The organism is Ruegeria sp. AH12, assembly GCF_056541465.1.
Map to the genome: position 1 here is coordinate 222,830 of NZ_JBQFYL010000005.1, position 23,595 is coordinate 246,424.

A 23,595-nucleotide genomic window follows, 5' to 3' on the forward strand; every position below is an offset into this window, starting at 1 on the left:
ACTAGAAATGCGTCGCCGACGCGCGGTTCCAATCCGCTGTGTAGTTGTCCGGTGCCGTGCCAGCCAAAAGCGCGCCTTCTTCGACGAAAGTGTAGATTTCGGCATAAGAACGCTCGGTCTCATCTGCCATGCGACGGCGGATATCGCCGGGGTGCAGGTCCGCGACTGTGGCTTTGCCCATTGCGCCCAGCAGTTCCCGGAAGCTTTCGAGTGTTGCATCGTGATACCGGTGCACCCGCTGGCGTTTTTGCGGCACGTTGACCGCCCTGCCCCGGATCGGGTCCTGGGTGGCGACGCCTGACGGGCATCGGTTGGTGTTGCAATGCAGGGCCTGAATACAGCCAACCGCAAACATCATCGCACGGGCCGCGTTGCACATATCGGCACCAAGGGCGAACTTTTCGATCATGTCGTAGCCTGTGGCCACTTTGCCTGCGCAGATGATCCGTATTTTGTCACGCAGCCCAACCCCCAGAAGGCAGTTATTCACAAAGACCACTGCCTCATTTACGGGTAAGCCCAGGCGGTTGGTGAACTCGACCGGGGCGGCGCCAGTCCCTCCTTCGGCCCCATCGATGGTAATGAAGTCGGGCAGAATGCCGGTTTCCAGCATTGCTTTGCAGATCGCCATGAATTCGGATGGGTGGCCGATGCACAGTTTGAAACCAATGGGCTTGCCACCCGACATTTCGCGCAAGTGCTGCACAAACTCCATCAACCCGGTTGGACCGTCGAAAGCCGAATGAATGGGTGGTGAGATCACATCCTGATGCTCGGGCACGCCACGGATTTCGGCGATCTCTTTGTCAACCTTTGCGGCGGGCAAAACGCCGCCATGCGAGGGCTTCGCGCCCTGAGACAGCTTAATCTCTATTGCTTTGACAACATCCTTCTTGGCCTTCTCGGCGAACAGGTCTTTGTCAAAGCCTCCGTCGGGTGTACGACAGCCGAAATAGCCGGTACCGATCTGCCAGATAACATCTCCACCCTCGGCGAGGTGATGCGGCGACAATCCACCCTCACCCGTGTTATGCGCAAAACCGCCGTCCTTGGCACCGCCGTTCAACGCCCGGATCGCATTGGCGCTGAGCGCACCAAAGCTCATGGCCGAAACATTCAAGCGCGATGCGTTATAGGGCTTTTCGCATTGCGGGCCGCCCAGCATCACCCTTTCTTCGCTCTTGTCCACTTCTTTTGGGGCCAGAGAGTGGTTGGAGCGATGATAACCTACGGTCGTGATGTCGTATTGAGTGCCAAACGCCTGTGTGTCGACCTGGCCCTTGGCACGTGAATAGACAAGGCTGCGAATGATCCGATTATACGGCCGCCCGCTTTCGTTGGTTTCGACGAAATACTGGCGGATTTCGGGGCTGACAAATTCCAGCATATAGCGGAAATGCCCCAGCACGGGGTAGTTGTTCAGCACGTTGTGCTTGGTGGTTAGCATGTCATACATCCCAACCACGGCGTAAGGGATCAGCAGAACCAGAAGCCAATGCGCGGGAGACCAAAAAAAGCCCCAGACGGCCACCAAGGGCAGACAGACGAAACTCAGAAAGTAATAAAGCCTGCGTACAACCATTTCTGATCTCCGTGGGTGAAGTATGTACCAAAGGTGTTGAAGCCAAAGTGAAACAGCTTGGCTTTTGATTGCAAGCCCTTCGGCCCATTGAAATCAAACCGGACGCGAATGTGAAACCTTGTTAAGGCGTTGATTGATCCCGCGTTTCACAGGCGGTATTCGGATCATACCACAGCAAAAGGCAGCTAACTTGGCGAGACCAGACACCAAACGCGGACTACACGAACAAGCCCTGATGTTTTTTTCTGTGTTTGTTGGGGGTGCTCTGGGGTCTTTACTGCGTGAGGCGTTTGCATTCGAGATCCCTGGCGCGACTGTGCTGACCGCAACCTTTGGCATCAATGTGTTTGCATGTTTCGTGTTGGGCTGGCTCTACGCGATCCGCCATCGGGTTCATGCCCATGTTCTACATCTGGGCGCGGTTGGGTTTTGTGGCGGCCTTTCAACCTTTTCTTCTTTTGTGGCTGAACTTGAGCGTTTGGCCGAAGCCGCATTTTGGACTGCACCGGCCGCTGCAGGGCTGGAGATTGTGTTTGGTGTGGCCGCAGCCTTGGCAGGCGAAGTGCTCGGTCGACGGTTTCATGCAGGAAGGCGCAGCAATGACTGATCTCTACCTGCACGCCATGTTTGGTCTGGGTGGTGGGCTTGGCGCAGTGTTGCGCCATTGGCTTGCGTTGCGGGTTACGCACGCGCTGCCCCTGTCGACCCTGATCGTGAATGTAATCGGCAGCCTGCTGCTGGGCCTCTGGATCGGCTATTTGGGCGGTCCCGTTGAGATGGGGGAAGAACAGAAGCGCCTGGTTTTTGGCTTTTGCGGTGGGTTCACAACATTCTCAAGCTTTGCTTATCAAACGCTGCAATTGCGCCGCGAACGCACCCTTGCGATGGCCGCTGGCAATGTTATGGTCAGTCTTGTTCTGTGCTGGGGTGCCTTGTGGCTGGGGTTGGAGCTGACCCGATAGCCGAACGGGCCACCTTTCCTACATCGGATGCATGTGCATGCGCACCGCCAGATTGCCCAAAATCCAGACCGTCCCAAGGATGATGATCAACAAAACAAGAGTTGAGAACAGGATCAGGTCCAAATCCTCTCGGCTGCTGCGGCGGCGGTCGATATGCAAGAAATAGACCAGTTGAAAGATCAGCTGAGCGAGACCAAGCAGGCCAATGGTCAGATAAACTCCGGTCGTTTCAATCCCCCAGCGATAGGCCACGCCGAACATCGCGAAAGTCAGCAGTAACGAGCCGCCATAGCCGATCACGTAACGCCGCCGCTCGCGCCGGTGCATTTCAGAGCGTTTATCCATAGGTTAGCCCTCCGAAATAGACGATTGTGATGATGCCGATCCAGATCAGGTCAAGGAAGTGCCAGAACAGCGCCAGCCTGACCACACGTGATTTGACGACATCGGTCATACCCATAACCCGCAGTTGGATACCCAGCACAATCAACCATACGCACCCCGCAGCAACATGCAGACCATGTAGCGGCACAAGGCCGTAGAAGGCCGAGAGGAACCCACTGCGCTGCGGGATGCCGCCCTTTTCGGCCATGGCCATGAAGTCACGAATCTCCAATACAAGGAAACTGATCCCCAGCAAAAGAGTCACCCCAAACCACAGGATGATCCGTGGTCGCGGCAGATTGTACTTCAGGGCCAGCATCGCCAATCCAACTGTCAGGCTGCTGGTCAGCAGGATCATGGTTTGCGCGAAGATGCTGGTCAGGTCGAACAGTTCATGGGGCCCAGGCCCGCCAGCCTGAGCGTCAATCATGGTGATATAGATGGCGAACATCAGGCCGAAATAGACCAAATCGCTCATCAAAAAGACCCAGAAGCCGAAAGTTACGACCTCAGAAGCCTTATGGGCGCTGGCATGGCGGTCACCGAGATTGATGCCCGGATAGCTGTGGGTTGGAGCACGTTTCATGTCACCGCCTCCATGTCTGGGCGGGCGAGGCCTCGGTTCTCCGGGGCCGTCTCATGGTCGCGATCCACCGCGATTTCGCTATGGACCAATGCCAGCCAAGCCTCATGTTCGCGCTGGACTTCTTCTGCTGGGATGGTGATTTCGGTGCTGGTGTCGAAGGTCCAAAGGATGAAGGCCAGGATCATAACAACCGTCATCAGCGCCGCCAGCCACCAGATCCACCAGACCAAGGCAAACATCCAGATGCCGCTGGCCACACATAAGATAAATCCGATGCCGGTGTTGCGCGGCATTTCGATATCCTCATAGGCATCAGGGGCTGGATAGGCCGCGTCGCGCTCCTTGGCGGCAGCAAAGTTGTCGCGGTCTGTTACCTGCGGGATGATGGCGAAGTTGTAAGGTGGCGGTGGTGCTGGGATAGACCATTCCAGCGTACGCGCGTCCCATGGGTCACCAACGGGAACGCGGGTTTTGTCGCGGTTGCGGATGCTGACCCATAGCTGCACCAGAACTGAAAACAGCGCTGCCGTGATAACCAACGCTCCGATGACGGCGACGATCATGTAAGGGTGAAAACTCGGGTCTTCCCAGCTGTAGGACCGGCGGGGCATACCCATCAGGCCGACAAAGTAAAGCGGCATGAAAGTCAGCATAAAACCACTTGTCCAGAGCGCGACTGTCACCCTGCCCCAGCCTTCATGCAAGCGGAACCCGAAGGCTTTGGGGAACCAGTAGTTATAGGCGGCCAGCAAGCCGAACAGAACGCCCGGTAACAGCACGTTGTGGAAATGCGCCACCAGAAACAGAGTGTTATGCACTTGGTAGTCAATGGTTGGATTGGCCAGGATCACGCCGCTTAGGCCACCGATGACAAACAGCATAAGGAAGGCGAGCCCATACAGCATGGGCACCGAAAACCGGATGCGCCCCCGCCACAGGGTCGCCATCCAATCGTAGACCTTCACCCCCGTTGGGATCGCAATCAGCATCGTCGCGATGCCAAACACCGTATTGATCAGCGCACTCTGGCCCATGGTGAAGAAGTGATGCAGCCAGACAGTGAAGGACAGCACCGCAATCGACATGGTTGCGATGACCAATGAGGTATAGCCGTAAAGCCGTTTGGCCGAGAAGGTCGCGAAGATTTCGGAATAGATGCCATACGCGGGTAGAACCAGCAGATAGACCTCGGGGTGGCCGAAAAGCCAGAACAGGTTGGCGTAGTTCATCATATTGCCGCCAAGGTCATTGGTGAAGAAGTGGAAGTCGAGATAGCGGTCAGCGGCCAGCAACAGTGCCGCGACGCCCAAGGGCGGCATGGCGAAGACGATCAGGATGGAACTGCAGATGATCGTCCAGCAATACATCGGCAGCCGCATGAACGTCATACCCGGCGCGCGCAGCTTGTAGATCGTTACGGCGAAGTTAATCCCCGTTAGCGTTGTTCCGATCCCTGAGACAACGATGGCCCAAATCCAGTAATCTGGCCCAACACCGGGGTTGAACGCAGCTCCGGTGTAGGGCGGATAGGCCGTCCAGCCCCCAGTCGAAAACTCTCCGACCACCAGCGAGACCATCAGCATCATACCGGAAGATACTGTCAGGCCGAGGCTGATCTGGTTCATCACCGGAAAGGCCACATCCCGCGCGCCGATCATCAGCGGAATAACATAGTTGGCGATGCCAAAGACAAAGGGCACTGCCACGAAGAAAATCATGATCGTGCCGTGCGTGCTGAACAATTCGGCAAAATGCTCGGCTTCCAAAAAACCCTCACCGGGCCCCGCAGCTTGTTGGGCGCGCATAACAACGCCCTCCAGAACGCCCCGCGCGAGCATGACGATAGCGAAGACGATGTACATGATGCCGATTTTCTTGTGGTCAGCGCTTGTCAGCCAATCGCGCCACAAGGGCCCCCAAAGTCGAAACCAGGTCAGCAGACCAACCACGGCGACCGCCCCTACGATGACAATACCTGCGGCGGCATTGGCTACAATCTCGTTCGCGTTGGGGTCCTGAATCAGGCCGGTGATCGGCAATGCATCCCAGCTCAGGCGACCAAAAAAACCGCTTTCCGATGTCATTGGTCGACCTCCTGCCCATATACAACTGTTCCGGGTTGCTGATCCAAGCTTAGCGCTTTGCCGCCATGGTATCGGTGAAGAATGGTATGGAACAGATCCCCGTCATCCAGTTTGAAATACAAGGCACGGTCTGGCATCTCGGGCGTGCCAAGCGCTGCCTGAACCTCATCCCGGTCGGTGCGCATGGCAAGAGTCCTATACGTTTCCGCGTCAAGCACGATACCGCCCTGACGGACCTTGTTGACCCAGGCCTCGAAATCCTCAGGGTCCATCGCAAGCGTTTCGAACTTCTGCTTGGTAAACCCGCGCCCGTTATACTGGGTGTTTTCGCCTTGCATTACCTCGGGTTGGTCCGCAACCAGATGCAGCTTGGTTGTCATGCCCGGCATCGCATAAATCTGTCCCGCCAAAGCCGGGATCATGAAGGATTGCATCACCGTATCGGTGGTTAGTGTCATGGCGATTTGTTGTTTGGTGGGAATCCCAAGCTCTCCGACCGTGGCGATGCCAAGATCGGGATAGATGAACAACCATTTCCAGTCGAGGCCAACAACCTGCACTTGCACGGCAGGCTCGTCACCGAACGGGGCTGAATAGGGGTCGAGCCGATACGTGGTTTTCCACAGATAGAAAGACAGGATTGCAACAATTACCACCGGAACGCCCCACATCAGCATCTCAAGCCGGGCGGAGAAATCCCAATCGGGTCTGTATGCTGCGTTCCCTCCTTTTCGACGTCTATAGCGCAGTGCGATCAATGGAACCAAAACCAGAACGGGAATAACGGCGATCAGGATCAGCGCTGTCGCCCGCAGCAAATGCGTTTTCTGCACTGCCGCGATGGGGCCCTGAGGGTCCATGAAGCTGTCACTGGCCGCTGCCATCTGGGTCGACGCGACCAGAATTCCGAGAGCTACCAGAACCACATTTGCCACAAGGGACGTTATGTTCGTGGTCATGCCTGCCCTCTTTTGCTGCTGCATTGGTCACAACTATCGGCAGAGACCGCGCATTTCTCAAGGTTTTTCCGAACGCAAGGCGGCATGTCGTAGATGTGGTTCAATCCCATGGATTTTGATGCGGGTTTCAGTCATCCTTGGCATCAACGAAAACGAATTGCCCAAACGGGTTTAGAGCAGGTGATACCAGATGCGCAGGGTGCTTTTTCTTCTATTTTGCCTATGGTTGGCCAGCGGCGCGACCGCTCAGGATCGTGCATCGATCGAACGGCAGTTCCAGTCCTGGCTCGATCAGACCGTTTGGCCGCAGGCTCGCGCCAAGGGTGTGTCGCGCAAGACGATGAACGCGGCCTTTGACGGCGTCACGCTGAATTGGGACCTGCCCGACCTTATCCCTCCGGGAAGCAAAGCGAAGACACCCAAAGCCCAAAGGCAGGCAGAGTTTGGTTCTCCTGGGAGGTACTTTAGTGCTGGGTCGGTTCAAGGGGCCACATCGGTGGGTAGGCAAATGGCGCGTCGCCATGCGGCTACCTTGTCTCGTGTCGAGGCGCAAACAGGGGTCCCAGCCCGCATCATCTTGGCGATCTGGGGCCGCGAAAGCGGGTATGGTCAGGTTCCAATTCGGCATGACGCATTTCAGGTTTTGGCGACCAAAGGGTTCATGAGCACGCGATCTGAGTATTTCACAACTGAGTTGATCGCCGCGCTGCAAATCGCCGAGGCGGGGCATGTGCGAGAATTGAGAAGCTCTTGGGCTGGTGCTTTGGGGCAGCCGCAATTCATGCCCTCAAGCTTTTTAACCTATGCCGCCGATGGGAACGGGGATGGGCGGGCCGATATCTGGGGTTCTGCCGATGATACCATCGCATCGATTGCCAACTATCTTGACCAGCACGGTTGGATCGCGGGCAGGGATTGGGGTTTCGAGGTGACGGTACCCGCCTCTTTGTCCTGCGCAATGGAAGGGCCTGATCAGGGACGCCCCATTCAAGATTGGGCGGCACTGGGTATCAGCCGTGTTTCTGGTAAGCCCTTTCCAAACCATGAGCTAAAAGGTGAAGGCTATCTGATGATGCCCGCCGGTCGCAACGGGCCAGCTTTTCTGGTCACCCCGAATTTCTACGTGCTGAAGGAATACAACAAAAGCGATCTCTATGCTTTGTTCGTGGGCCATGTCGGCGACCGGATTCAGTACGGCGTTGGTGATTTCTGGGGACGGTGGGGCGCAATCGGTGGCCTCTATCGATCAGATATAGCGATGATGCAGCGTGCGCTGGAACGACAGGGGCATGATGTCGGCGGGGCTGATGGGTTACCGGGATTCAAAACCCGTCGTTCGATCGGACGTTGGCAAGAGGCAACAGGCCAGCACTCCACATGTTTTCCTGAAAAATCGATGAAGTCGCGTTTGAGAAACTGACCGTGTTCCGGATATTGCGCATTCGATGAACAGCGCGTGGCAATCCAACAGATTCGGGATTGGATTTTGACTCTGCCCTCACAAGATGGCACGATTTGACCTATTAGTACCCGAAAAGACGGGCGTTATTGATTGATCCGGTTTCGCAGCCTAAGAGGACACACCGGAAAGGCAGCGATCCTCCGGTTAAGTTACGATTTGAGAGGCACCATGACACGCAAGGTCACCAAAGCGATTTTTCCCGTTGCCGGGTTGGGCACAAGATTCCTGCCTGCGACGAAATCTGTTCCCAAGGAAATCATGACCTTGGTTGACCGGCCCTTGGTGCAATATGCCATCGATGAGGCGCGTGCCGCCGGAATCAAGGAGTTCATCTTTGTCACCTCACGGGGGAAATCCGCTCTCGAGGATTACTTCGACCACAATCTGGTTCTGGAACAAACGCTTAAGGCCAAGGGCAAAGATGATCTGCTTGAAACGCTGAACGCAACCAATATGGAAAGCGGGGCAATTGCCTATATCCGTCAGCACAAAGCGCTGGGTCTGGGTCATGCCGTCTGGTGCGCGCGCCGCCTGATTGGGGACGAGCCCTTTGCCGTGATGCTGCCCGACGACGTGATTGCAGCCGACAAACCTTGCCTGCAGCAGATGATCGAAGCCTATGAGGAAACCGGCGGCAACATGGTTGCTGCGATGGAGGTTCCGCAGGAACAAACAAGCTCATACGGTGTGCTGGATGTCGGTGATAATGTCGGCACCGTGGTCCGCACGCGCGGTATGGTGGAAAAGCCCAAAGCGGATGAGGCGCCTTCGAACCTTGCCGTAATTGGGCGCTATGTTTTGGGTCCGTCTGTGCTTTATAATCTGAACTCGATGAAATCCGGCAGCGGTGGCGAAATTCAACTGACCGACGCGATCGCAGAAGACATTCGGAACGGTGTTCCGGTATTTGGTTACAAATTTGATGGTCAGCGCTTTGACTGCGGCTCAAAAGCCGGGTTCCTGCAGGCTACTGTGGCCTTTGCACTGGCGCGTGACGATTTGCGCGGCGATCTGAGCCAGTATCTGAATGACATCGTTGCCACGGGAAAAGCGGCTCAGTAGGCGCTGGCCCTTCCCCTTAACGGCGAATAAGGCGATACATTCAGATAGCTGAAGCTCAAAGGCATGCGCATCATGAATACCGTCTATCCCGTCATTCTCTGCGGTGGGTCAGGAACCCGTTTGTGGCCCCTGTCCCGCAAAAGCTATCCTAAGCAGTTTGTGCCGTTAGTGGGTGAGACCAGTCTGCTACAGGATTGCGCGGTGCGGCTTTGTGGACCGAAGGCTGCACCTTATGCCAAGCCCTTGATTCTAACCAATGAAGCCTTCCGATTCGTGGTGCCTGAACAGTTGATGGGCGTTGGTGTTGATCCTGGCCCGATCTTGATCGAACCCGAAGGGCGCAACACTGCGCCTGCCGTTCTGGCCGCCGCCCTGCAGCTGTCGGACAGTGACCCCGAGGCCATCATGCTGGTGGCCCCGTCTGATCATGTGGTTCCCGACAAAACCGCCTTTCACGCCGCCGTTGCACGCGGGATCGAAGCAATTTCGGCACGCAGTGATCTGGTTACATTTGGTATCACGCCCGACCGACCTGAAACCGGGTATGGCTATTTGAAACTCAGCCAGATGCCAGACGCCTCTGGTGCGGCTATTCCCTTGGACCGGTTTGTCGAAAAACCCGATCTGGACCGCGCTGAGGCGATGCTGGCGGATGGCAGCTATCTGTGGAATTCGGGCATTTTCCTGTTTGCCGTGCGAGACATCATCGGGGCCTTCGAACAGCACGCGGCCGATTTGGTCGAACCGGTCCGGCAAGCGGTGGAGCTGGCCCAAAACGATCTGGGCTTTTTGCGCCTGGACGCCAGTGCCTGGGCCAAGGTCGATGATATCTCGATTGACTATGCGGTGATGGAAAAGGCGGCAAACCTGAGTGTTGTCCCCTATGCCGATGGCTGGTCCGATGTGGGCAGCTGGACCGCCGTGCATGAGCTGAGCGAACCCGACGCGAGCGGTGTGGCCACGACCGGAGAGGTTACAACCATCGATTGCCAGAACGTTCTGATCCGTTCAGAATCCCCGGCGCAAGAGGTGGTCGCTATGGGTTTGGAAAACGTCATCACGGTCGCGATGCCCGATGCGGTTCTGGTGGCCAGCATGGACCGGGCGCAGGATGTCAAACAGGCGGTGAGTGCGCTGAAGGCCAAAGGTGCGCGGCAGGCGGAATCTTTGCCTGTCGACCACCGTCCTTGGGGGTGGTTCGAAAGCCTGGTGATTGATGACCGGTTTCAGGTCAAGCGCATCCACGTAAACCCTGGTGCAGCGCTAAGCCTGCAGTCTCATCATCATCGCTCGGAACATTGGATCGTGGTCAAGGGCACGGCCAAAGTCACGATTGATGATAAGGTTCAGTTGGTCTCGGAAAACCAGTCGGTATATGTCCCGCTAGGTGCGGTTCACCGGATGGAGAATCCGGGCAAAGTGCCCATGGTTTTGATCGAGGTGCAGACCGGCAGCTATCTGGGTGAAGATGACATCGTCCGGTACGAAGACATCTACGCGCGCAATTAAACATAACCCGTCGCGCGATGCCGGGAATCACGCCTGCAACTTCTGTTTCGTGAACGTGCTGCGCCATATCGTATTATTGTCCATGTTTTGGAAACAAAGACCTAACATTGGGTAAATCGGGCGATCTGCCCGGTCAGACAGGATTCATGCGCATGACGGCAGGGTGGCGCGCAACAGAAATGTCTGACCGACAGCCACAGGAGGGCGCGCCCCGTGTCACAGAACTCACCCCGATTGAACCTTCCTTTCCTGCAACCCTCTCAGGCGCAGAAACACGTCACCCACAACGAGGCACTGCGCCGTCTGGATCTTGTGGTGCAACTGACTGTTGCCTCGACTGATGCAACCACGCCTCCGGCGGTGCCAGAACAGGGCGAGTTGTATGCATTGGGGGCAAGCCCATCCGGCGATTGGGCTGGTCACGGCGGAGAGTTGGCAGCCTGGCTGGACAATAGCTGGCATTTCGTCTCGCCAGATACGGGTTGGCGCGCCTGGGACTTGGCGGCTGACTTACAGAAGGTCTGGGATGGTGGGGCTTGGATTACTCCTGAGGTCCCGACGCAGAATCTGGATGGTGTTGGTGTAGGCACCAGCTCAGATTCTACCAACCGCCTGTCCGTCCGCAGCCCGGCCACATTGCTGAGCCACGATGGTGGTGGTCATCAGTTGAAAATCAATAAATCCGATGCTTCGGACACCGCGTCGCTGCTGTTTCAGTCCAACTGGACCGGCCATGCCGAGATGGGGTTGAACGGTAGCACGGGTTTCTCGATCAAGGTTTCCCCGGACGGCGGCAGCTGGACGGATGCGCTGAGCATTGACCCCGCCACCGGTACCGCCACAGGCGCGGCGGTCCAGAACAGTGCGGAAGACACAACCGCTGGACGCCTGATGCGCGCCGATTATGGCTATGGTCCGGGTAATTTGCTGGGCAATGTTTCCGAGGTTTCGGGCACCCCCACAGGGGCCGTGATCGAACGGGGCAGCACCGCAAATGGCGACTACATCCGCTTTGCCGATGGCACGCAAATCTGTACCGCCGCCTTACCCGCAACGGATTGCACAAATGCCGAAGGTGCGCTGTTTTCAAGCGCCGTTGTCACCTGGGCCTTTCCTGCCACATTCGCTGATACCCCTGCCGTCAGCGGTAGCGGCGGGGCCACAGTGCGCTTTGTCGGGTTTGATGCGCCGTCCACATCTCAGGTCAGCTACAAGGTGCTATCGGCCGCCTCTGACGCTTCGACACTATCGCCGACGGTTACCGCCATCGGTCGCTGGTTCTGATTGAAGTAGCTGGCGTACAGACCAGATATCAGGGCGCAAACGTCTGCGCTTTAGTTCCTCAAAGAACAATCGGACAAGGCCCCGCAGTCAGAGTGCGCCTTGTCCTGTTGCCGTTGTAGATTGATTCGCGGCGTGCCTGCAATGTCCGCCAGATTGCGATAATACACGCAGAGATTTGGGTTTGTTTCGCATGCTTCCCAAGAGATGTAGCGCAAGCGGTTCCTGCCAAACGATGGCGCGCGCTGCTTGAAACCATGAATTCACGCTTCTGATCCAACAGGAATTCGGCCAGACTGGCCCCACTCTTTCCATGTTTCCGCTCATCAGCGCGGATCGTTGGGTTTGGCCTACGGGGTCGCATCGTCTGATTCCGTCTCAAAAATCAGCAAGAAACTGTGTAATGCAGGGACAGGCCTGAGTCAGGCATTGAATCCCTTCGCAGTTTCTTTGATTGTATGCGCGCCGCAGGCGGTAATTGGTGAGAAGGATATTTTAGAATGCGTATTGCGATGATCGGCACTGGCTATGTGGGCCTGGTGTCGGGCGTGTGTTTCTCAGATTTTGGCCATGACGTGATCTGCGTGGACAAGGCCGAAGCAAAGATCGACATGTTAAAGGCTGGCGACGTTCCGATTTATGAGCCGGGCCTTGATGTGCTGATGGCCAAGAACGTGGCCGCTGGACGGCTAAGCTTTACCACCGATCTGGTGGCCGCCGTAGACGGTGCGGATGCCGTGTTCATCGCGGTGGGTACGCCGACGCGGCGCGGCGATGGTCATGCGGATCTGACTTACGTGATGGCCGCAGCGGAAGAGATCGCTCAGGCGGTGACCGGTTATACCGTCATTGTCACCAAATCGACCGTGCCGGTAGGCACAAACCGCAAGGTGCATTCGGTTGTTTCCGCAGCCAACCCCGATGCGGATTTCGATGTCGCCTCGAACCCGGAATTTCTGCGAGAAGGGGCCGCCATCGACGATTTCATGCGCCCAGACCGCGTCGTGGTTGGCGTTGAAAGTGACCGGGCGGCTGAGGTAATGGCCGAAATCTACCGTCCCTTGTATCTGCGTGACTTCCCGATCCTGACCACCGATCTGGAAAGCGCCGAGATGATCAAATACGCAGCCAACGCGTTTCTGGCGACCAAGATCACCTTCATCAACGAAATAGCGGGCCTTTGCGAGCGTGTCGGCGGCGACGTGAAAGAGGTCGCGCGCGGCATTGGTCTGGACGGTCGTATCGGCAACAAGTTCCTGCATGCTGGTCCCGGCTACGGCGGGTCGTGCTTTCCCAAAGATACCGCCGCGCTCGCACGGATCGGTCAAGAGCATGCGTATCCGATGCAGATTACCGAAACCGTCATTCGTGTGAATGACGAGATCAAAAAGCGCATGATCGAAAAAATCCGTGAAGCCTGTAGCGACAGTTTCAACGGCAAAACCGTTGCGATGCTGGGTGTAACGTTCAAGCCTAACACCGATGACATGCGCGATGCTCCGTCGCTGACCATCGTCCCTGCCCTGATCGGCGGTGGGGCCAAAGTGCGTGTAGTGGACCCTCAGGGTAAATCCGAAGGTGAGGCGCTGTTGCCCGGCGTTGAATGGTCTGATGATCCCTATGCCGCAGCTAAAGGCGCCGATGTGGTCGTGCTGCTGACTGAATGGAATGAATTCCGGGCGCTGAATCTAACGGATCTAGCAGAAGCGATGAACACACCCCGCATGGTCGATCTGCGCAACATCTATACCGAAAGCAAAGCGCTGAAATCCGGTTTTGAGACCTATGTTGGTGTCGGGCGCTAAGCGCCTGACCCTTCAAGCTTACATCTTGGAATAAAGCGGAACAGAGCTATCCGCCCCTTCGGCCAACGCTTTGCTTTGGTCTAACCGCACTTGTTCATACAGCGCCAGAGCTTCGGGCGAAAACAGCGCGTCCGGGGCATGGACGGGCACGAAATTGCTGTGCGCATCCGATCCCCGCGCCAACATGGCATAGTCACGATCTGCCACCAGTTGCTGTGCCCCGGGGCTGAGATAGCGGATCGCCAACCCGATCCGCCGATCGTTTGATGCGTTTGGGCCAGAGCCATGGATTGTCAGCCCGTGATGCAGTGACATCTGGCCGGGTTTCAGTTCGATATGAGTTTTATCGTCCTCAGAAACGTCGACGGCCACCTCCTGACCGCGCGACAACAGGTTTGTCTCGGAATAGGTGTCGGTATGCGGCAGGATCGGGTTCTTGTGGCTTCCACGTACAAAATCCATGCATCCACTTTGAACCGTGGCCGGTGACAGCGCGATCCAGGCCGTCACCTGATCAGGCGTCTCGCCCATACCCCAATAGGTCAGATCCTGGTGCATCCCAACCGTTTGCGTGGTCTGTGGCTCCTTGATAAAAAACTCGGCGGACCAGATCATGATATCTGGGCCCAGAACACCTTCGACCGCGTCCAGAATACGCTTGTCTTGAGCGATTCGGGCTGCCAGCGGGATCACCAGATGGGCGTTGACCCGCTTATAGGTGTTCAGCGGCAATGGCAGGTCTGCCGCCAGCCAGTCTTTTTCGACTTGTTCCAGTTCGGCGCGGAACTCCGCAGCTTCGTCTTCGGAAAAGACAGAAAGAGGAAACAGAAAGCCATCCTGCCAATATCGGTCAGACTGTTCTTGGGTCAGTTCATGCGCGTTTGACATCTAGGCACCTGTCGCTGTGTTTCGAAAGAAGCCACGCTGGGGCATGGCCCGAAACAGTGCTTCTTGACTGTAAGGCTAAGTTTGGTTCGGCCCTTATGCCTAGCGCTTCAGCGACATTATGTTGCCTGTAACAACCACGTGCTTAGAACCGAAACTGTCTTTGCCTCGGCGCGCAGTGGCCGCTTTCCGGCAGGAGTGGCTGTTGGATCACAGAGCCGCTGTCCAGACGCGATACCGCCCCTGCCCTGTCACTTCGCGCAGCAAGCCCCGACGGCTGAACCGGTCGATATTACGTTGTACTGTAGCACGCGACGCTTTTGTTAGTTCCTCGGCCAACGGGGCCGAAACCATAGGCCATGCAGTCAGGAGATCAATCAGCAGAGGCGGGGTGCGACCTGATAAACCTTCTGTTGCTTCGCGGGCCCGCACCTCCCATGCATTGACCCGATCAAGATGCAGCAATGCGGCCAGGGCCGCCTGCCCCGCCCCGGTGATCCATGCCGCGAGTTTCTCTTCGGGTTCGCCCATCCCGCGCAGCGCGCCGGGCCCGGATAAGGCCAGCGGCATGAACATGGCCCCGCCACGACCCATTGATGCCGCATGCCGTGCGGCGATAATCGCAGCTTCGGTATCCTGTCCGATCCCGTCCGAGACAGCGCGCCATGCGTGAAAGGCAATCGCGGCCTGTGTCACCGGATGCAAGCCTTGCACATTGCCCATGACCTCGGCCAAATCGGCCACGGCCTCGGGTACCTCTTCGATCCCCTGGGCCATTCGGTCCAGAAATGCGCCTAACCCGGCCTGCCATCCACCAACCGACGGGCCCGCGCCCGAGGTCAGGCGGCGCACGGCCCACCCCGCCCGGTACAGGGCTTGTGCGTCATCGCTGGTTGCCCCAATGCGCAAGCCTGTCCACAGGGCCAATCGGTCGACACCGATCCGGTCGCCTGTCCACCAGCCCAGATCCGAGACGTCCATCAATGCCAGACGGTGGGTCCAGCCATCGGGTCCCGCCCGCAAGCGTTCATCTAGCGCGCCAAAGGTTAGGGCCAGATCGGCAAGCTCAGCGGAGAGTGCCGCCTGCGCGGCCCGCCAGTCGCGCGGGTCGAACAAAACCCGATTGTCCTGCCGGGGGCCGGGAGGCAAAAAATCCTCTGCTGCGTCCTCATCCTCAGGAGGGAGAAACCAAAGGTCATCCTCGTCGGATGGATCAGAGTCATAGATGCTTGGTGGTGTGGCCTCTTCGGCCTCATCCTCGGGCAGCGGTATGACAGACTTGGACTTCATGCCCACATTCTTTGGGCATTTCGGGCGGTTCACAAGTGGATTTTTCTAACCCGTAAATGTCTGGGACAGAACATCCAGTTCACCGCTCAGATCGGTTTGTGGACTGCTGCCCAAAAGCATATAGCCATACCCATCCTGAGCCCATGTTACTGTGGCCAAACCGCTTAGCACCGCCGATTTGGCTGGTTTGTTCGGGGCGTCAGGTCCTTGACGGATCACGCAAAAGGCCAAGGGTTGCCCTTGTTCATCTGCAAACACGATCTGGATCAGCGGCTTGCCTTTGAACGACAACACCTGCGCCCGCCTCAGCTCAAGCCCCGGCAACGCCTCCAACGCATCCCGATTCAAGGAACGGCCCAGCTGTTCTTCGGCCATCGCAAACTGCTTGTCCAAAGTTTCGGTCGACGCATCCAGCGGAGCGATTGTGTCTGGCACATAGAGTGACTGATAAATTGCGGCCTGCTGTGCCCAGCCCAAAGGTGCGGGTCGCATGGTCCACCAGGTCGCAGACGCGGCGATAACCGCAACACTGGCCGCTACAGCGGCGAGCCGCATCAAACCCATGCCAGCAGGCCCGGATGTTTGAGCGGCGAGCTCAGGTAGAACCACTTCGGGCGCTTGCGCGGGAATAGCTTCGAAAACCCCCTGCACCATACTGGCAAACGGATCCAGCGCCATCAGACGCTGTTCAAGCTCTGGGTCCGCCTCGACCGCCTGCTCGATCTGACGGGCCTCGGCCTCTTCCAAATTGCCTTCCAGATACGCCAGAAGCGTCTCGTCGGAAAACGTCATTTGCCACTCCGTTGTGCGGCGTTTGCCGCATCTTGCTGCATTACGGTTTTCAGTTTTTGCCGGGCGCTGGACAGCCGGCTCATGATTGTGCCGATGGGAACCTCCAGCAACGCGGCGGCCTCGCGGTAGCTGTAGCCTTCGACAAACACCAGCATGACCGTTTCCCGCTGCGCTTCTGGCAGTTGCATCACTTGGGTAAACACTTCAGTGGCGAAAATATTCGTTTCTGAATCCGGGCCTGTTGCTACCAGCTCGGATTCGGGAGTTACCGACAGCGCCTGTGCCCTGCGTACGGCGCGGGATCTGACCTCGTTCAACCAGATTGATCGGCAGATGGTCATCAGCCACGAATCCAGTCGATCATGCGATGTCACCTGATGATGACGCTCAAGCGCGCGCAGGCATGTGGCTTGAACAAGATCATCGGCCACGTCCGACGCACCCGACAGCGCCAAAGCAAAACGCCAGACGCGTTTGGAATGCGTCTGCACTGCGGCTCTGACCGCCTGTTCCGAGCTTATTTCACCCGTCATCGAATAAAATACGACCTGTGTGTGTTTCATGTTCACGGGCCGGGCCCGCGCGCTCAGGACTGGCATAACCCGAGGAGGAATGAAATGAAACATCTGATACACGCGGTCACAATCGCGTCGGCAATTATTGCAGGCCCTGCCCTGGCCGAAGGCTGGACCTTGGTGCCGGACGGCTCGCACCTTGCCTATGGCAGCATCAAGAAAGACACGGTGGGTGAGATCAACAGCTTCACATCCCTGAGTGGGACGGTCAGCCCAGACGGCCAGGCAATGATTGAAATTGATCTGTCTTCGGTCGAGACCAATATCGATATCCGCAATGAACGCATGATCGAGTACGTCTTCCGCAAAGCAGGCACCGCCACGTTGACGGCCGAGATCGACATGGGCGAATTGAGCGCGCTTGAGGTCGGGCAAACCATAACGTTTGATAGCGAGGCGGTGCTTTCACTGGCCGGAACGGATGTTGAATTTGACGCTGCACTGTTCGTGGCTCGCCTGTCGGAAAAGTCGGTCTTGGTTACAACCAATGATATGGTCTTTATCAGCACCGAAGATGCTGGTGTGAATGCCGGGATCGACAAGCTGATGGAACTGGCCGAGCTGCCAGGTATCACCCGCACCGTTCCTGTAACCGCGCGGCTTGTATTCGAACTAGAGGGTGAGCACGCCAGTGCAGAAGCTGCAGCTAAAACCGAGGTTGCAGCGGTGACCGTCGAGGGGGATGCAAAGGCTGGCAAGAAAGTCTTTCGCAAATGCAGCGCCTGCCACAAGTTGAAAGAAGGGCGCAACGGTGTTGGTCCGACATTGTTTGGTATTCTGGGGGCGCAGGCAGGACAGGTTGAAGGGTTCAAATATTCGGCGGCACTTAACGACTCTGGTATCACATGGGACGCCCAAACGCTGTCTGGGTTTCTTGCCGATCCACGCGGCTCGGTTCCAGGCAACAAGATGCAATTCCCGGGCCTGAAGAAGGACGAAGACATCGTGAACCTGCTGGCCTATTTGCAGGAAGAAGCGCAGGGCTAAATGCTCTCTGGCCAACCATTATTCGGTTGGCTTGACTTTGCTGACGAGCCTGCGAAATGTGCGGGTCGAAGGGGGAACCAAACCCGGGCTGGACCTCAGGCTGAACGACTAAATCAATCATAATAGTTGTTTTGCAACAGTATATTGCGCATTGTCACGGCTCGTCGCGATCGTGACGGGAATAGCTTTCGGCAGGACATTTCGCCTCATCTTGCCACAATTTAGTCAGCTTTCGGACCCATTCATCTGCATTGGTCTAGGCAATCCAAAGCAACCGGTGCGTGCGTGCAACATCCCGTACACGCGTATCCGTGTTCTGGTTGTTTCAAATGGACCATTTAGAGTTCAGAAGTTAACCATTGGAAAACAGAATTAAACTTCGATTTTATCAAAGGTCACCGCAGAATGTCAGCAAGCGCACATAATCAGATCGCCGACTATTTGGTTTATGGCGAGGATACTCGACCCAGGAAGTGGGATTCCAACACGATCACGATTAACTACTCGGGTGTTGCATCCAACGTTCAATGGATGGTCCAGCGGGCGCTTGACACTTGGGAGTCGGTTACAGGCCTTGAATTTGTATGGACCCACAACGCCCTTAGCTCGGACATACTCTTTTATGATGATTTCAGTGGCGCTTATTCTCAATATGGCTGGTCCAACACCAGCACCTTGCGCGATATGAGGTACGCTGAAGTAAATGTCAGCAAGAATTGGATTGCAAACTACGGAATCGGCATCGATACCTATTCATTTCAGACATACCTGCACGAAATCGGACACGCAATTGGACTTGGCCATCCTGGCCCTTACAACGGCGCTGGTGTGACCTACGGCACCCATGCCATTTTTTCAAACGATAGCTGGCAAGCTAGTCTCATGTCTTACTTCACTCAGGGCGAAAACCCAAACGTGAATGCTTCAACGGCCCTTGTGATTACACCTATGATCGCGGACGTGCTTGCCATGTGGGAGCTTTACGGCAAACCTAACGACATAAGGACGGGCGACACCTTCTACGGTTGGGGATCGACCGCCGGCGGCGTATACGATCAGATTGCATCGATCGGCAATCGCGTGGCTTTCAACATTGTTGACGATGGTGGATGGGACGTCATCAACTTCTGGAATGACACCAACGACCAGTATGTTTCGCTCTACGCCGAACAATACTCGAATGTTTACGGTCTCGTTGGCAATATGGCGATCATGCGAGGAACCGTCATTGAGCACTATGTTGCCGGCCAAGGGAACGATACGGTTTACGGAAATACCGTCGATAACGTGCTCTACGGTCTGAACGGTAACGACACACTTTGGGGTGGCTCCGGCAATGATAAGATTTACGGCGGCAGCGGCAATGATTTCCTTGTTGGAGATGCAGGAAACGACCACGTTATTGGCGAGGACGGAGACGATCAACTTGCAGGTGCAGGCGGCGCAGACTGGGTTGTAGGTGGTAACGGCAACGACCGAATGTGGGGCAACGCGGGTAACGACTACATGGAGGGTCGCGCTGGCGATGACTATTTGGAGGGCGGTGACGACAACGACACTCTCTTTGGCGGCGGGGGCAATGACACTCTCTGGGGAGGCTCCGGCAATGACAGGCTATACGGCGGCGTCGGAAATGACTTCTTGGTTGGAGATGAAGGAAATGACCATGTTATTGGTGAAGACGGAGACGATCAACTTGCAGGTGCGGACGGTGCAGACTGGGTTGTAGGTGGTAACGGCAACGACCGAATGTGGGGCAACGCTGGTAACGACTACATGGAAGGTCGCGCTGGCGATGACTATCTAGATGGAGGCGATAACGACGACACCCTCTTCGGCGGCGGCGGGAATGACCAACTCGCAGGCGGAGCAGGCAGTGATGTGATTTACGGCGACGCGGGTGTTGACGTTGCTTGGGGTGGCGCCGGTAATGATCGACTAAACGGTGGGGCGGACCGGGATTGGTTATTCGGTCAGGCTGACAACGATATCCTGAACGGTGGGGCCGGAAATGATGTGCTCAGTGGCGGTGCTGGTTCAGATGAATTTGTTTTCAATACAAACCACGGAAACGATACAATTACTGACTATGTAGATGGCCAGGATACCCTCATCATTCAGGGAGGGTCGTTTGCATCTTTATCCATAACCCAGAACGGGAGCGATGCTTTGATCAACACCGGCACTGGGACTATACTGCTTGTGGGCGTTCAAATCACCGATCTCACTACGGACGACTTCCAGTTTATTTAGTCTGCTTATCCGAATGCCGGTTACTGAACGTCAAGTTGTTTGTGTCAGACTTACCGCTTCACGATGAAATAGTCTCAGGATGGCCCGTCAATCAAGATGGTCTTCTTGTTTGGTGTTTATTCTAAAGCACGAGGCAAGGAGTCCAAGGTGCGTTTTGCACCATTGACGACTTGGCCGGAAATCCATAGTGCTGCACCAACTTGGCATGCCAGTTGTGACTAATTTGTGTTTACCGATCTCTAAGTTTTGCCGGTGTTCAAAGGCTGCTGCATCAGCGGCCTCGACATGACCCATGGAAATAAAGGTTCCTTTGGAATGATTACGAAAGATATCTTTATCGGGGTCTGCTATCACAAGGCAGCGCCAATCATTAAGACAGGAACGCTGCAACCCATCCAAGTTGGCGCCGCGCTAGCAAAATCGAAACTTGATTTCGCGATACCCGATGACACCGGAGTAAACATTTCAGATCGAAACAAGAAATGGTGCGAGATCACCGCTTTGTACTGGATGCGGCACAATGTCGACGCAGACTACTATGGTCTCATGCACTATCGGCGGCTTTTGTCTTTTTCGGCTAGACAAAGGAACGCTCAATCATTTGTTCGTGCGGATCACGACGACTATCTAAGGTTCGGGTGGCAAGACAAGAACATCCGGAAGGCTGTAAAAGCTGCGGATATTCTCACCCCATCGACATACAATATCCATCCGGTGGGTTTGCCGGGCAATGTTATGACCAACTACAGCATGTATGTGCGAGACCACTGGGCGCGAGATTTGGATACCTGCATCGATGTCTGTCGCGCTATGGACAAAGATATTTTCCCATATTTCTTGCAGGTTCTCAAAGACACCAAGACTAGATTTGGCAACATCTTCATAATGAGGCGCGATCTGTTCTTTGATTACTCAGATTGGATGATCAAAGTTCTTGAAGAAACTGAACGCCGACTTGATACATCACAATATGATTTCTACCAAGCAAGAGTGATGGGGTTTCTGGCAGAGCGTTTGACTGAGACATATTTTCGTTACGCGGAGTCGGCAAAGGGCGCAAACCTACGCGAACACCCTATTGCATTTGCTGCAAAGGCCCCACATACAGCGCGGGTTTCTGAGGCCATCGCGGCGGCCGGGATGCGGGCTGAGAAAGAGATGGGCCCACCTGAGTCGCAACTCGAGCCGATAAATCTCGCTTTTGCTATTGATAACGGTTACGCGATGCATGCGGCTACAACACTGCATTCCGTTCTGCGAAATGCAGTAACTGCCTCACGATATCGTTGCTACATCTTTCACAAAGGTGACATCCTGGAAGATTCTTGCCAGCAGATCGAACAAGTTGCAGACGGCTTCGGTGCAAACGTTTCATTTATCAAAATTCCAGTGGACAGTTTGCGCTGGTTGCCCATGAACCGACCGCATGTTTCTTTAACCACATACTTTCGACTGATTATGCATGAGCATCTGCCGGCTGATGTTCATAAGATAATTTACATGGATGCAGATACTCTGGCGACCTCTGCACTAGAAGAGTTGTGGGACATTGATCTGAATGGGAACCTGATCGGCGCGGCTCCTGACGAAGGTGGGGTTATGCAGTCACGCCGTTTGAGGATGAGCGTTTCTCACAGATACTTTAACGCGGGCATTCTGGTTTTAGATGTGGACGGGCTGCGGCGAATAGATCTAAGAGAGCTAGTGCAGAACGCATTCGAAGATCGCGGCGAATACATTACTCTTCAGGATCAGGACCTTCTCAACATCGTATTTGAGAACAACACGACACCGCTTGAACTGAGGTGGAATGTTAACAATCGAATTTTTGTTAAGAACGAATTGGATCCGGCGTATTCGGATGAACAAGCCGGATTTGCGGCGCGACATCCAGGAATTCTGCATTTTACAGACTCTCGCAAGCCTTGGCACCCTAAGTGTTATAATCCTTACTATGACCTATATTGGTTTCATCGGAACCAAACGCCTTGGTCTGAGTCATACACAGAAGCGTTTAAGCGAAAACTAGTGCGTTGGCTTTGGTGCCATCTAAATTCAAAGTATCGGGCAAACCTTAACAATGCCCGACATGCTGATGTGGCGCTTAGATAGGTGCATCAAAGTTCGCGCCTATGCATGTTGAGCCGAGGCTCAATTGCTCGGCACATTAGATGTTGAGCAATTCTATCTTCTTGGCTAACAGTGCAAGACGAAAAGACCCTAAAGCTTACTTTTCAGCGAGTTCATAAAGCCCAAAGGAAACCCAACAAATGCCTACGCCGTTGCCTTCACACCTTCTGAAGGATGCCCGACTTTACGCTAACCGCTACGATCTGCTGGAAGCAATACTGCCTAGCATCAAAGGCGGTACGTTTTGCGAGATAGGTGTGGCTGCGGGAGACTTCTCTTCGTTCCTGATTGAAAAAGGGCATCCAAGAGCATTCCATTCGATAGATACGTTCGAGCTGGATCAGCTCGATTCGCTTTGGGGACGACCAATAAATGACGTGCTGGAGGGAAAATCACACTACCAGTACTATACCGATAAAATGGCATCAGTCGCTATCCCATTCGGCACAGAGATTCACATCCATCGAGGGTACAGTTTCGATGTACTCGCCAACGTACCTGATCGCTCTTGCGATCTCGTTTACGTTGATGCAGATCATTCCTATGAATCGGTATCGAAGGATACTGCCGAAGCCTCACGAATCGTGAAAGATGGCGGTATCATCGTCTTTAACGACTACACAATGTTTGACACGATTGCGAATGCACCCTTCGGCGTGGTGGATGTAGTTAACGAATTTATTTCAGAAAACGAATTCAAAGTTTTGGGTCTTGGACTAGAGCAAAACATGTTCTGCGATCTGGCGGTGCAATACAATGTCTGAACCATGACACAGAGGCTTGGCCTCATCGGTTAACTAAAACCCGATACTGACACAAAAGGTTATGGAGTTCATTTGCTGTGATGAACGTTGCCGTTTTTCTATGATGCTATACCTACTTTAATTGCGAGGACATTCTTGGGAATGTCTTGGACTGTCCGTCGTCAGGGAATTTGGGGCAGATGGCCGCGTGAGCTGAGAGAGGATCTGGCTCATCTGGTTGGTTTGATTATGCGGTGGATTTGC

20 protein-coding genes are annotated in these 23,595 nt (G+C 55.3%); 11 read left to right on the forward strand and 9 right to left on the reverse strand.

The window, feature by feature from the left end; genetic code table 11:
• Position 1 precedes the first annotated feature (1 nt).
• Positions 2 to 1,582, reverse strand: a complete 1,581-nt coding sequence (locus ACR0EL_RS11190; RefSeq protein WP_480499949.1) for an FMN-binding glutamate synthase family protein — start codon at positions 1,580 to 1,582, stop codon at positions 2 to 4.
• Between the two features lie 235 nt (positions 1,583 to 1,817).
• On the opposite strand from ACR0EL_RS11190, the gene ACR0EL_RS11195 reads away from it, so the two are divergent.
• Together ACR0EL_RS11195 and crcB are read left to right on the forward strand one after the other, a co-directional pair.
• A complete protein-coding gene (locus tag ACR0EL_RS11195; protein ID WP_480499950.1) occupies positions 1,818 to 2,189 on the forward strand; it encodes a fluoride efflux transporter FluC in 372 nt (123 codons plus the stop codon).
• A complete protein-coding gene (crcB, locus tag ACR0EL_RS11200) occupies positions 2,182 to 2,544 on the forward strand; it encodes a fluoride efflux transporter CrcB (protein ID WP_480499951.1) in 363 nt (120 codons plus the stop codon). The genes ACR0EL_RS11195 and crcB overlap by 8 nt, the downstream gene beginning before the upstream one ends.
• Before the next feature lie 18 nt (positions 2,545 to 2,562).
• On the opposite strand, the gene ACR0EL_RS11205 is transcribed toward crcB, so the two are convergent.
• The 4 genes from ACR0EL_RS11205 to ACR0EL_RS11220 are packed head-to-tail and all read right to left on the reverse strand — an operon-like array spanning position 2,563 to position 6,557.
• Positions 2,563 to 2,889: a cytochrome o ubiquinol oxidase subunit IV gene (locus tag ACR0EL_RS11205; RefSeq protein WP_353011352.1), complete on the reverse strand. Its 327-nt coding sequence runs from the start codon at positions 2,887 to 2,889 to the stop codon at positions 2,563 to 2,565.
• A complete protein-coding gene (locus ACR0EL_RS11210; protein ID WP_170534986.1) occupies positions 2,882 to 3,514 on the reverse strand; it encodes a cytochrome c oxidase subunit 3 in 633 nt (210 codons plus the stop codon). Before ACR0EL_RS11210 ends, ACR0EL_RS11205 begins: the two co-directional genes overlap by 8 nt.
• On the reverse strand, positions 3,511 to 5,598 hold the full coding sequence (locus ACR0EL_RS11215) for a cbb3-type cytochrome c oxidase subunit I (protein WP_480499952.1): 2,088 nt from the start codon (positions 5,596 to 5,598) through the stop codon (positions 3,511 to 3,513). Before ACR0EL_RS11215 ends, ACR0EL_RS11210 begins: the two co-directional genes overlap by 4 nt.
• Positions 5,595 to 6,557 carry a cytochrome ubiquinol oxidase subunit II gene (locus tag ACR0EL_RS11220; RefSeq protein WP_480499953.1) on the reverse strand — a complete coding sequence of 321 codons (963 nt, stop codon included), beginning with the start codon at positions 6,555 to 6,557 and terminating at the stop codon, positions 5,595 to 5,597. Before ACR0EL_RS11220 ends, ACR0EL_RS11215 begins: the two co-directional genes overlap by 4 nt.
• Before the next feature lie 190 nt (positions 6,558 to 6,747).
• On the opposite strand from ACR0EL_RS11220, the gene ACR0EL_RS11225 reads away from it, so the two are divergent.
• The 5 genes from ACR0EL_RS11225 (at position 6,748) to ACR0EL_RS11245 (ending at position 13,676) form a co-directional block, all read left to right on the forward strand.
• On the forward strand, positions 6,748 to 7,977 hold the full coding sequence (locus ACR0EL_RS11225; RefSeq protein WP_480499955.1) for a lytic murein transglycosylase: 1,230 nt from the start codon (positions 6,748 to 6,750) through the stop codon (positions 7,975 to 7,977).
• A 210-nt stretch (positions 7,978 to 8,187) separates the two neighbouring features.
• A complete protein-coding gene (gene galU / locus ACR0EL_RS11230; protein WP_480499956.1) occupies positions 8,188 to 9,081 on the forward strand; it encodes a UTP--glucose-1-phosphate uridylyltransferase GalU in 894 nt (297 codons plus the stop codon).
• 72 nt (positions 9,082 to 9,153) lie between these two features.
• Positions 9,154 to 10,590: a mannose-1-phosphate guanylyltransferase/mannose-6-phosphate isomerase gene (locus ACR0EL_RS11235; protein ID WP_480499971.1), complete on the forward strand. Its 1,437-nt coding sequence runs from the start codon at positions 9,154 to 9,156 to the stop codon at positions 10,588 to 10,590.
• Between the two features lie 213 nt (positions 10,591 to 10,803).
• Positions 10,804 to 11,874 (forward strand): DUF2793 domain-containing protein, encoded by a 1,071-nt coding sequence (locus ACR0EL_RS11240; protein WP_480499957.1) that lies wholly within the window; start codon positions 10,804 to 10,806, stop codon positions 11,872 to 11,874.
• 497 nt (positions 11,875 to 12,371) lie between these two features.
• Positions 12,372 to 13,676 (forward strand): UDP-glucose dehydrogenase family protein, encoded by a 1,305-nt coding sequence (locus tag ACR0EL_RS11245; RefSeq protein WP_480499958.1) that lies wholly within the window; start codon positions 12,372 to 12,374, stop codon positions 13,674 to 13,676.
• A gap of 18 nt (positions 13,677 to 13,694) precedes the next feature.
• Here ACR0EL_RS11245 and ACR0EL_RS11250 read toward each other — a convergent pair whose 3' ends face one another.
• The 4 genes from ACR0EL_RS11250 to ACR0EL_RS11265 form a co-directional block, all read right to left on the reverse strand.
• Positions 13,695 to 14,564: a phytanoyl-CoA dioxygenase family protein gene (locus tag ACR0EL_RS11250; RefSeq protein ID WP_480499959.1), complete on the reverse strand. Its 870-nt coding sequence runs from the start codon at positions 14,562 to 14,564 to the stop codon at positions 13,695 to 13,697.
• 207 nt (positions 14,565 to 14,771) lie between these two features.
• Positions 14,772 to 15,851, reverse strand: a complete 1,080-nt coding sequence (locus ACR0EL_RS11255) for a helix-turn-helix domain-containing protein (protein ID WP_480499960.1) — start codon at positions 15,849 to 15,851, stop codon at positions 14,772 to 14,774.
• Positions 15,852 to 15,896: 45 nt separating this feature from the next.
• Positions 15,897 to 16,643, reverse strand: a complete 747-nt coding sequence (locus ACR0EL_RS11260; protein WP_480499961.1) for an anti-sigma factor — start codon at positions 16,641 to 16,643, stop codon at positions 15,897 to 15,899.
• Positions 16,640 to 17,206, reverse strand: coding sequence for an RNA polymerase sigma factor (locus ACR0EL_RS11265; RefSeq protein WP_480499962.1), 567 nt, complete (start codon positions 17,204 to 17,206; stop codon positions 16,640 to 16,642). The genes ACR0EL_RS11260 and ACR0EL_RS11265 overlap by 4 nt, the downstream gene beginning before the upstream one ends.
• Before the next feature lie 54 nt (positions 17,207 to 17,260).
• Here ACR0EL_RS11265 and ACR0EL_RS11270 point away from each other — a divergent pair, with 54 nt between their 5' ends.
• The 4 genes from ACR0EL_RS11270 (at position 17,261) to ACR0EL_RS11285 (ending at position 23,352) form a co-directional block, all read left to right on the forward strand.
• Positions 17,261 to 18,205, forward strand: coding sequence for a c-type cytochrome (locus ACR0EL_RS11270; RefSeq protein WP_480499963.1), 945 nt, complete (start codon positions 17,261 to 17,263; stop codon positions 18,203 to 18,205).
• A 405-nt stretch (positions 18,206 to 18,610) separates the two neighbouring features.
• Complete coding sequence (locus ACR0EL_RS11275; protein WP_480499964.1) at positions 18,611 to 20,458, forward strand: M10 family metallopeptidase C-terminal domain-containing protein; 1,848 nt, start codon at positions 18,611 to 18,613, stop codon at positions 20,456 to 20,458.
• Positions 20,459 to 20,743: 285 nt separating this feature from the next.
• Entirely contained in the window at positions 20,744 to 22,570 is a 1,827-nt protein-coding gene (locus tag ACR0EL_RS11280) for a DUF4422 domain-containing protein (RefSeq protein ID WP_480499965.1), read from the forward strand.
• A gap of 158 nt (positions 22,571 to 22,728) precedes the next feature.
• Complete coding sequence (locus ACR0EL_RS11285; protein ID WP_480499967.1) at positions 22,729 to 23,352, forward strand: class I SAM-dependent methyltransferase; 624 nt, start codon at positions 22,729 to 22,731, stop codon at positions 23,350 to 23,352.
• Positions 23,353 to 23,595 lie beyond the last annotated feature (243 nt).

Excerpts from the sequence above, each read along its gene's own strand:
- ACR0EL_RS11205 (WP_353011352.1), bottom strand. The coding sequence starts at position 2,889 with ATGGATAAACGCTCTGAAATGCACCGGCGCGAGCGGCGGCGTTACGTG.
- crcB (WP_480499951.1), top strand. The coding sequence starts at position 2,182 with ATGACTGATCTCTACCTGCACGCCATGTTTGGTCTGGGTGGTGGGCTT.
- ACR0EL_RS11245 (WP_480499958.1), top strand. The coding sequence starts at position 12,372 with ATGCGTATTGCGATGATCGGCACTGGCTATGTGGGCCTGGTGTCGGGC.
- ACR0EL_RS11285 (WP_480499967.1), top strand. The coding sequence starts at position 22,729 with ATGCCTACGCCGTTGCCTTCACACCTTCTGAAGGATGCCCGACTTTAC.
- ACR0EL_RS11235 (WP_480499971.1), top strand. The coding sequence starts at position 9,154 with ATGAATACCGTCTATCCCGTCATTCTCTGCGGTGGGTCAGGAACCCGT.
- ACR0EL_RS11210 (WP_170534986.1), bottom strand. The coding sequence starts at position 3,514 with ATGAAACGTGCTCCAACCCACAGCTATCCGGGCATCAATCTCGGTGAC.
- ACR0EL_RS11195 (WP_480499950.1), top strand. The coding sequence starts at position 1,818 with ATGTTTTTTTCTGTGTTTGTTGGGGGTGCTCTGGGGTCTTTACTGCGT.
- ACR0EL_RS11275 (WP_480499964.1), top strand. The coding sequence starts at position 18,611 with ATGTCAGCAAGCGCACATAATCAGATCGCCGACTATTTGGTTTATGGC.
- ACR0EL_RS11280 (WP_480499965.1), top strand. The coding sequence starts at position 20,744 with ATGACCCATGGAAATAAAGGTTCCTTTGGAATGATTACGAAAGATATC.
- ACR0EL_RS11255 (WP_480499960.1), bottom strand. The coding sequence starts at position 15,851 with ATGAAGTCCAAGTCTGTCATACCGCTGCCCGAGGATGAGGCCGAAGAG.
- ACR0EL_RS11190 (WP_480499949.1), bottom strand. The coding sequence starts at position 1,582 with ATGGTTGTACGCAGGCTTTATTACTTTCTGAGTTTCGTCTGTCTGCCC.
- ACR0EL_RS11220 (WP_480499953.1), bottom strand. The coding sequence starts at position 6,557 with ATGACCACGAACATAACGTCCCTTGTGGCAAATGTGGTTCTGGTAGCT.
- ACR0EL_RS11250 (WP_480499959.1), bottom strand. The coding sequence starts at position 14,564 with ATGTCAAACGCGCATGAACTGACCCAAGAACAGTCTGACCGATATTGG.
- galU (WP_480499956.1), top strand. The coding sequence starts at position 8,188 with ATGACACGCAAGGTCACCAAAGCGATTTTTCCCGTTGCCGGGTTGGGC.
- ACR0EL_RS11265 (WP_480499962.1), bottom strand. The coding sequence starts at position 17,206 with ATGAAACACACACAGGTCGTATTTTATTCGATGACGGGTGAAATAAGC.
- ACR0EL_RS11215 (WP_480499952.1), bottom strand. The coding sequence starts at position 5,598 with ATGACATCGGAAAGCGGTTTTTTTGGTCGCCTGAGCTGGGATGCATTG.
- ACR0EL_RS11270 (WP_480499963.1), top strand. The coding sequence starts at position 17,261 with ATGAAACATCTGATACACGCGGTCACAATCGCGTCGGCAATTATTGCA.
- ACR0EL_RS11225 (WP_480499955.1), top strand. The coding sequence starts at position 6,748 with ATGCGCAGGGTGCTTTTTCTTCTATTTTGCCTATGGTTGGCCAGCGGC.
- ACR0EL_RS11260 (WP_480499961.1), bottom strand. The coding sequence starts at position 16,643 with ATGACGTTTTCCGACGAGACGCTTCTGGCGTATCTGGAAGGCAATTTG.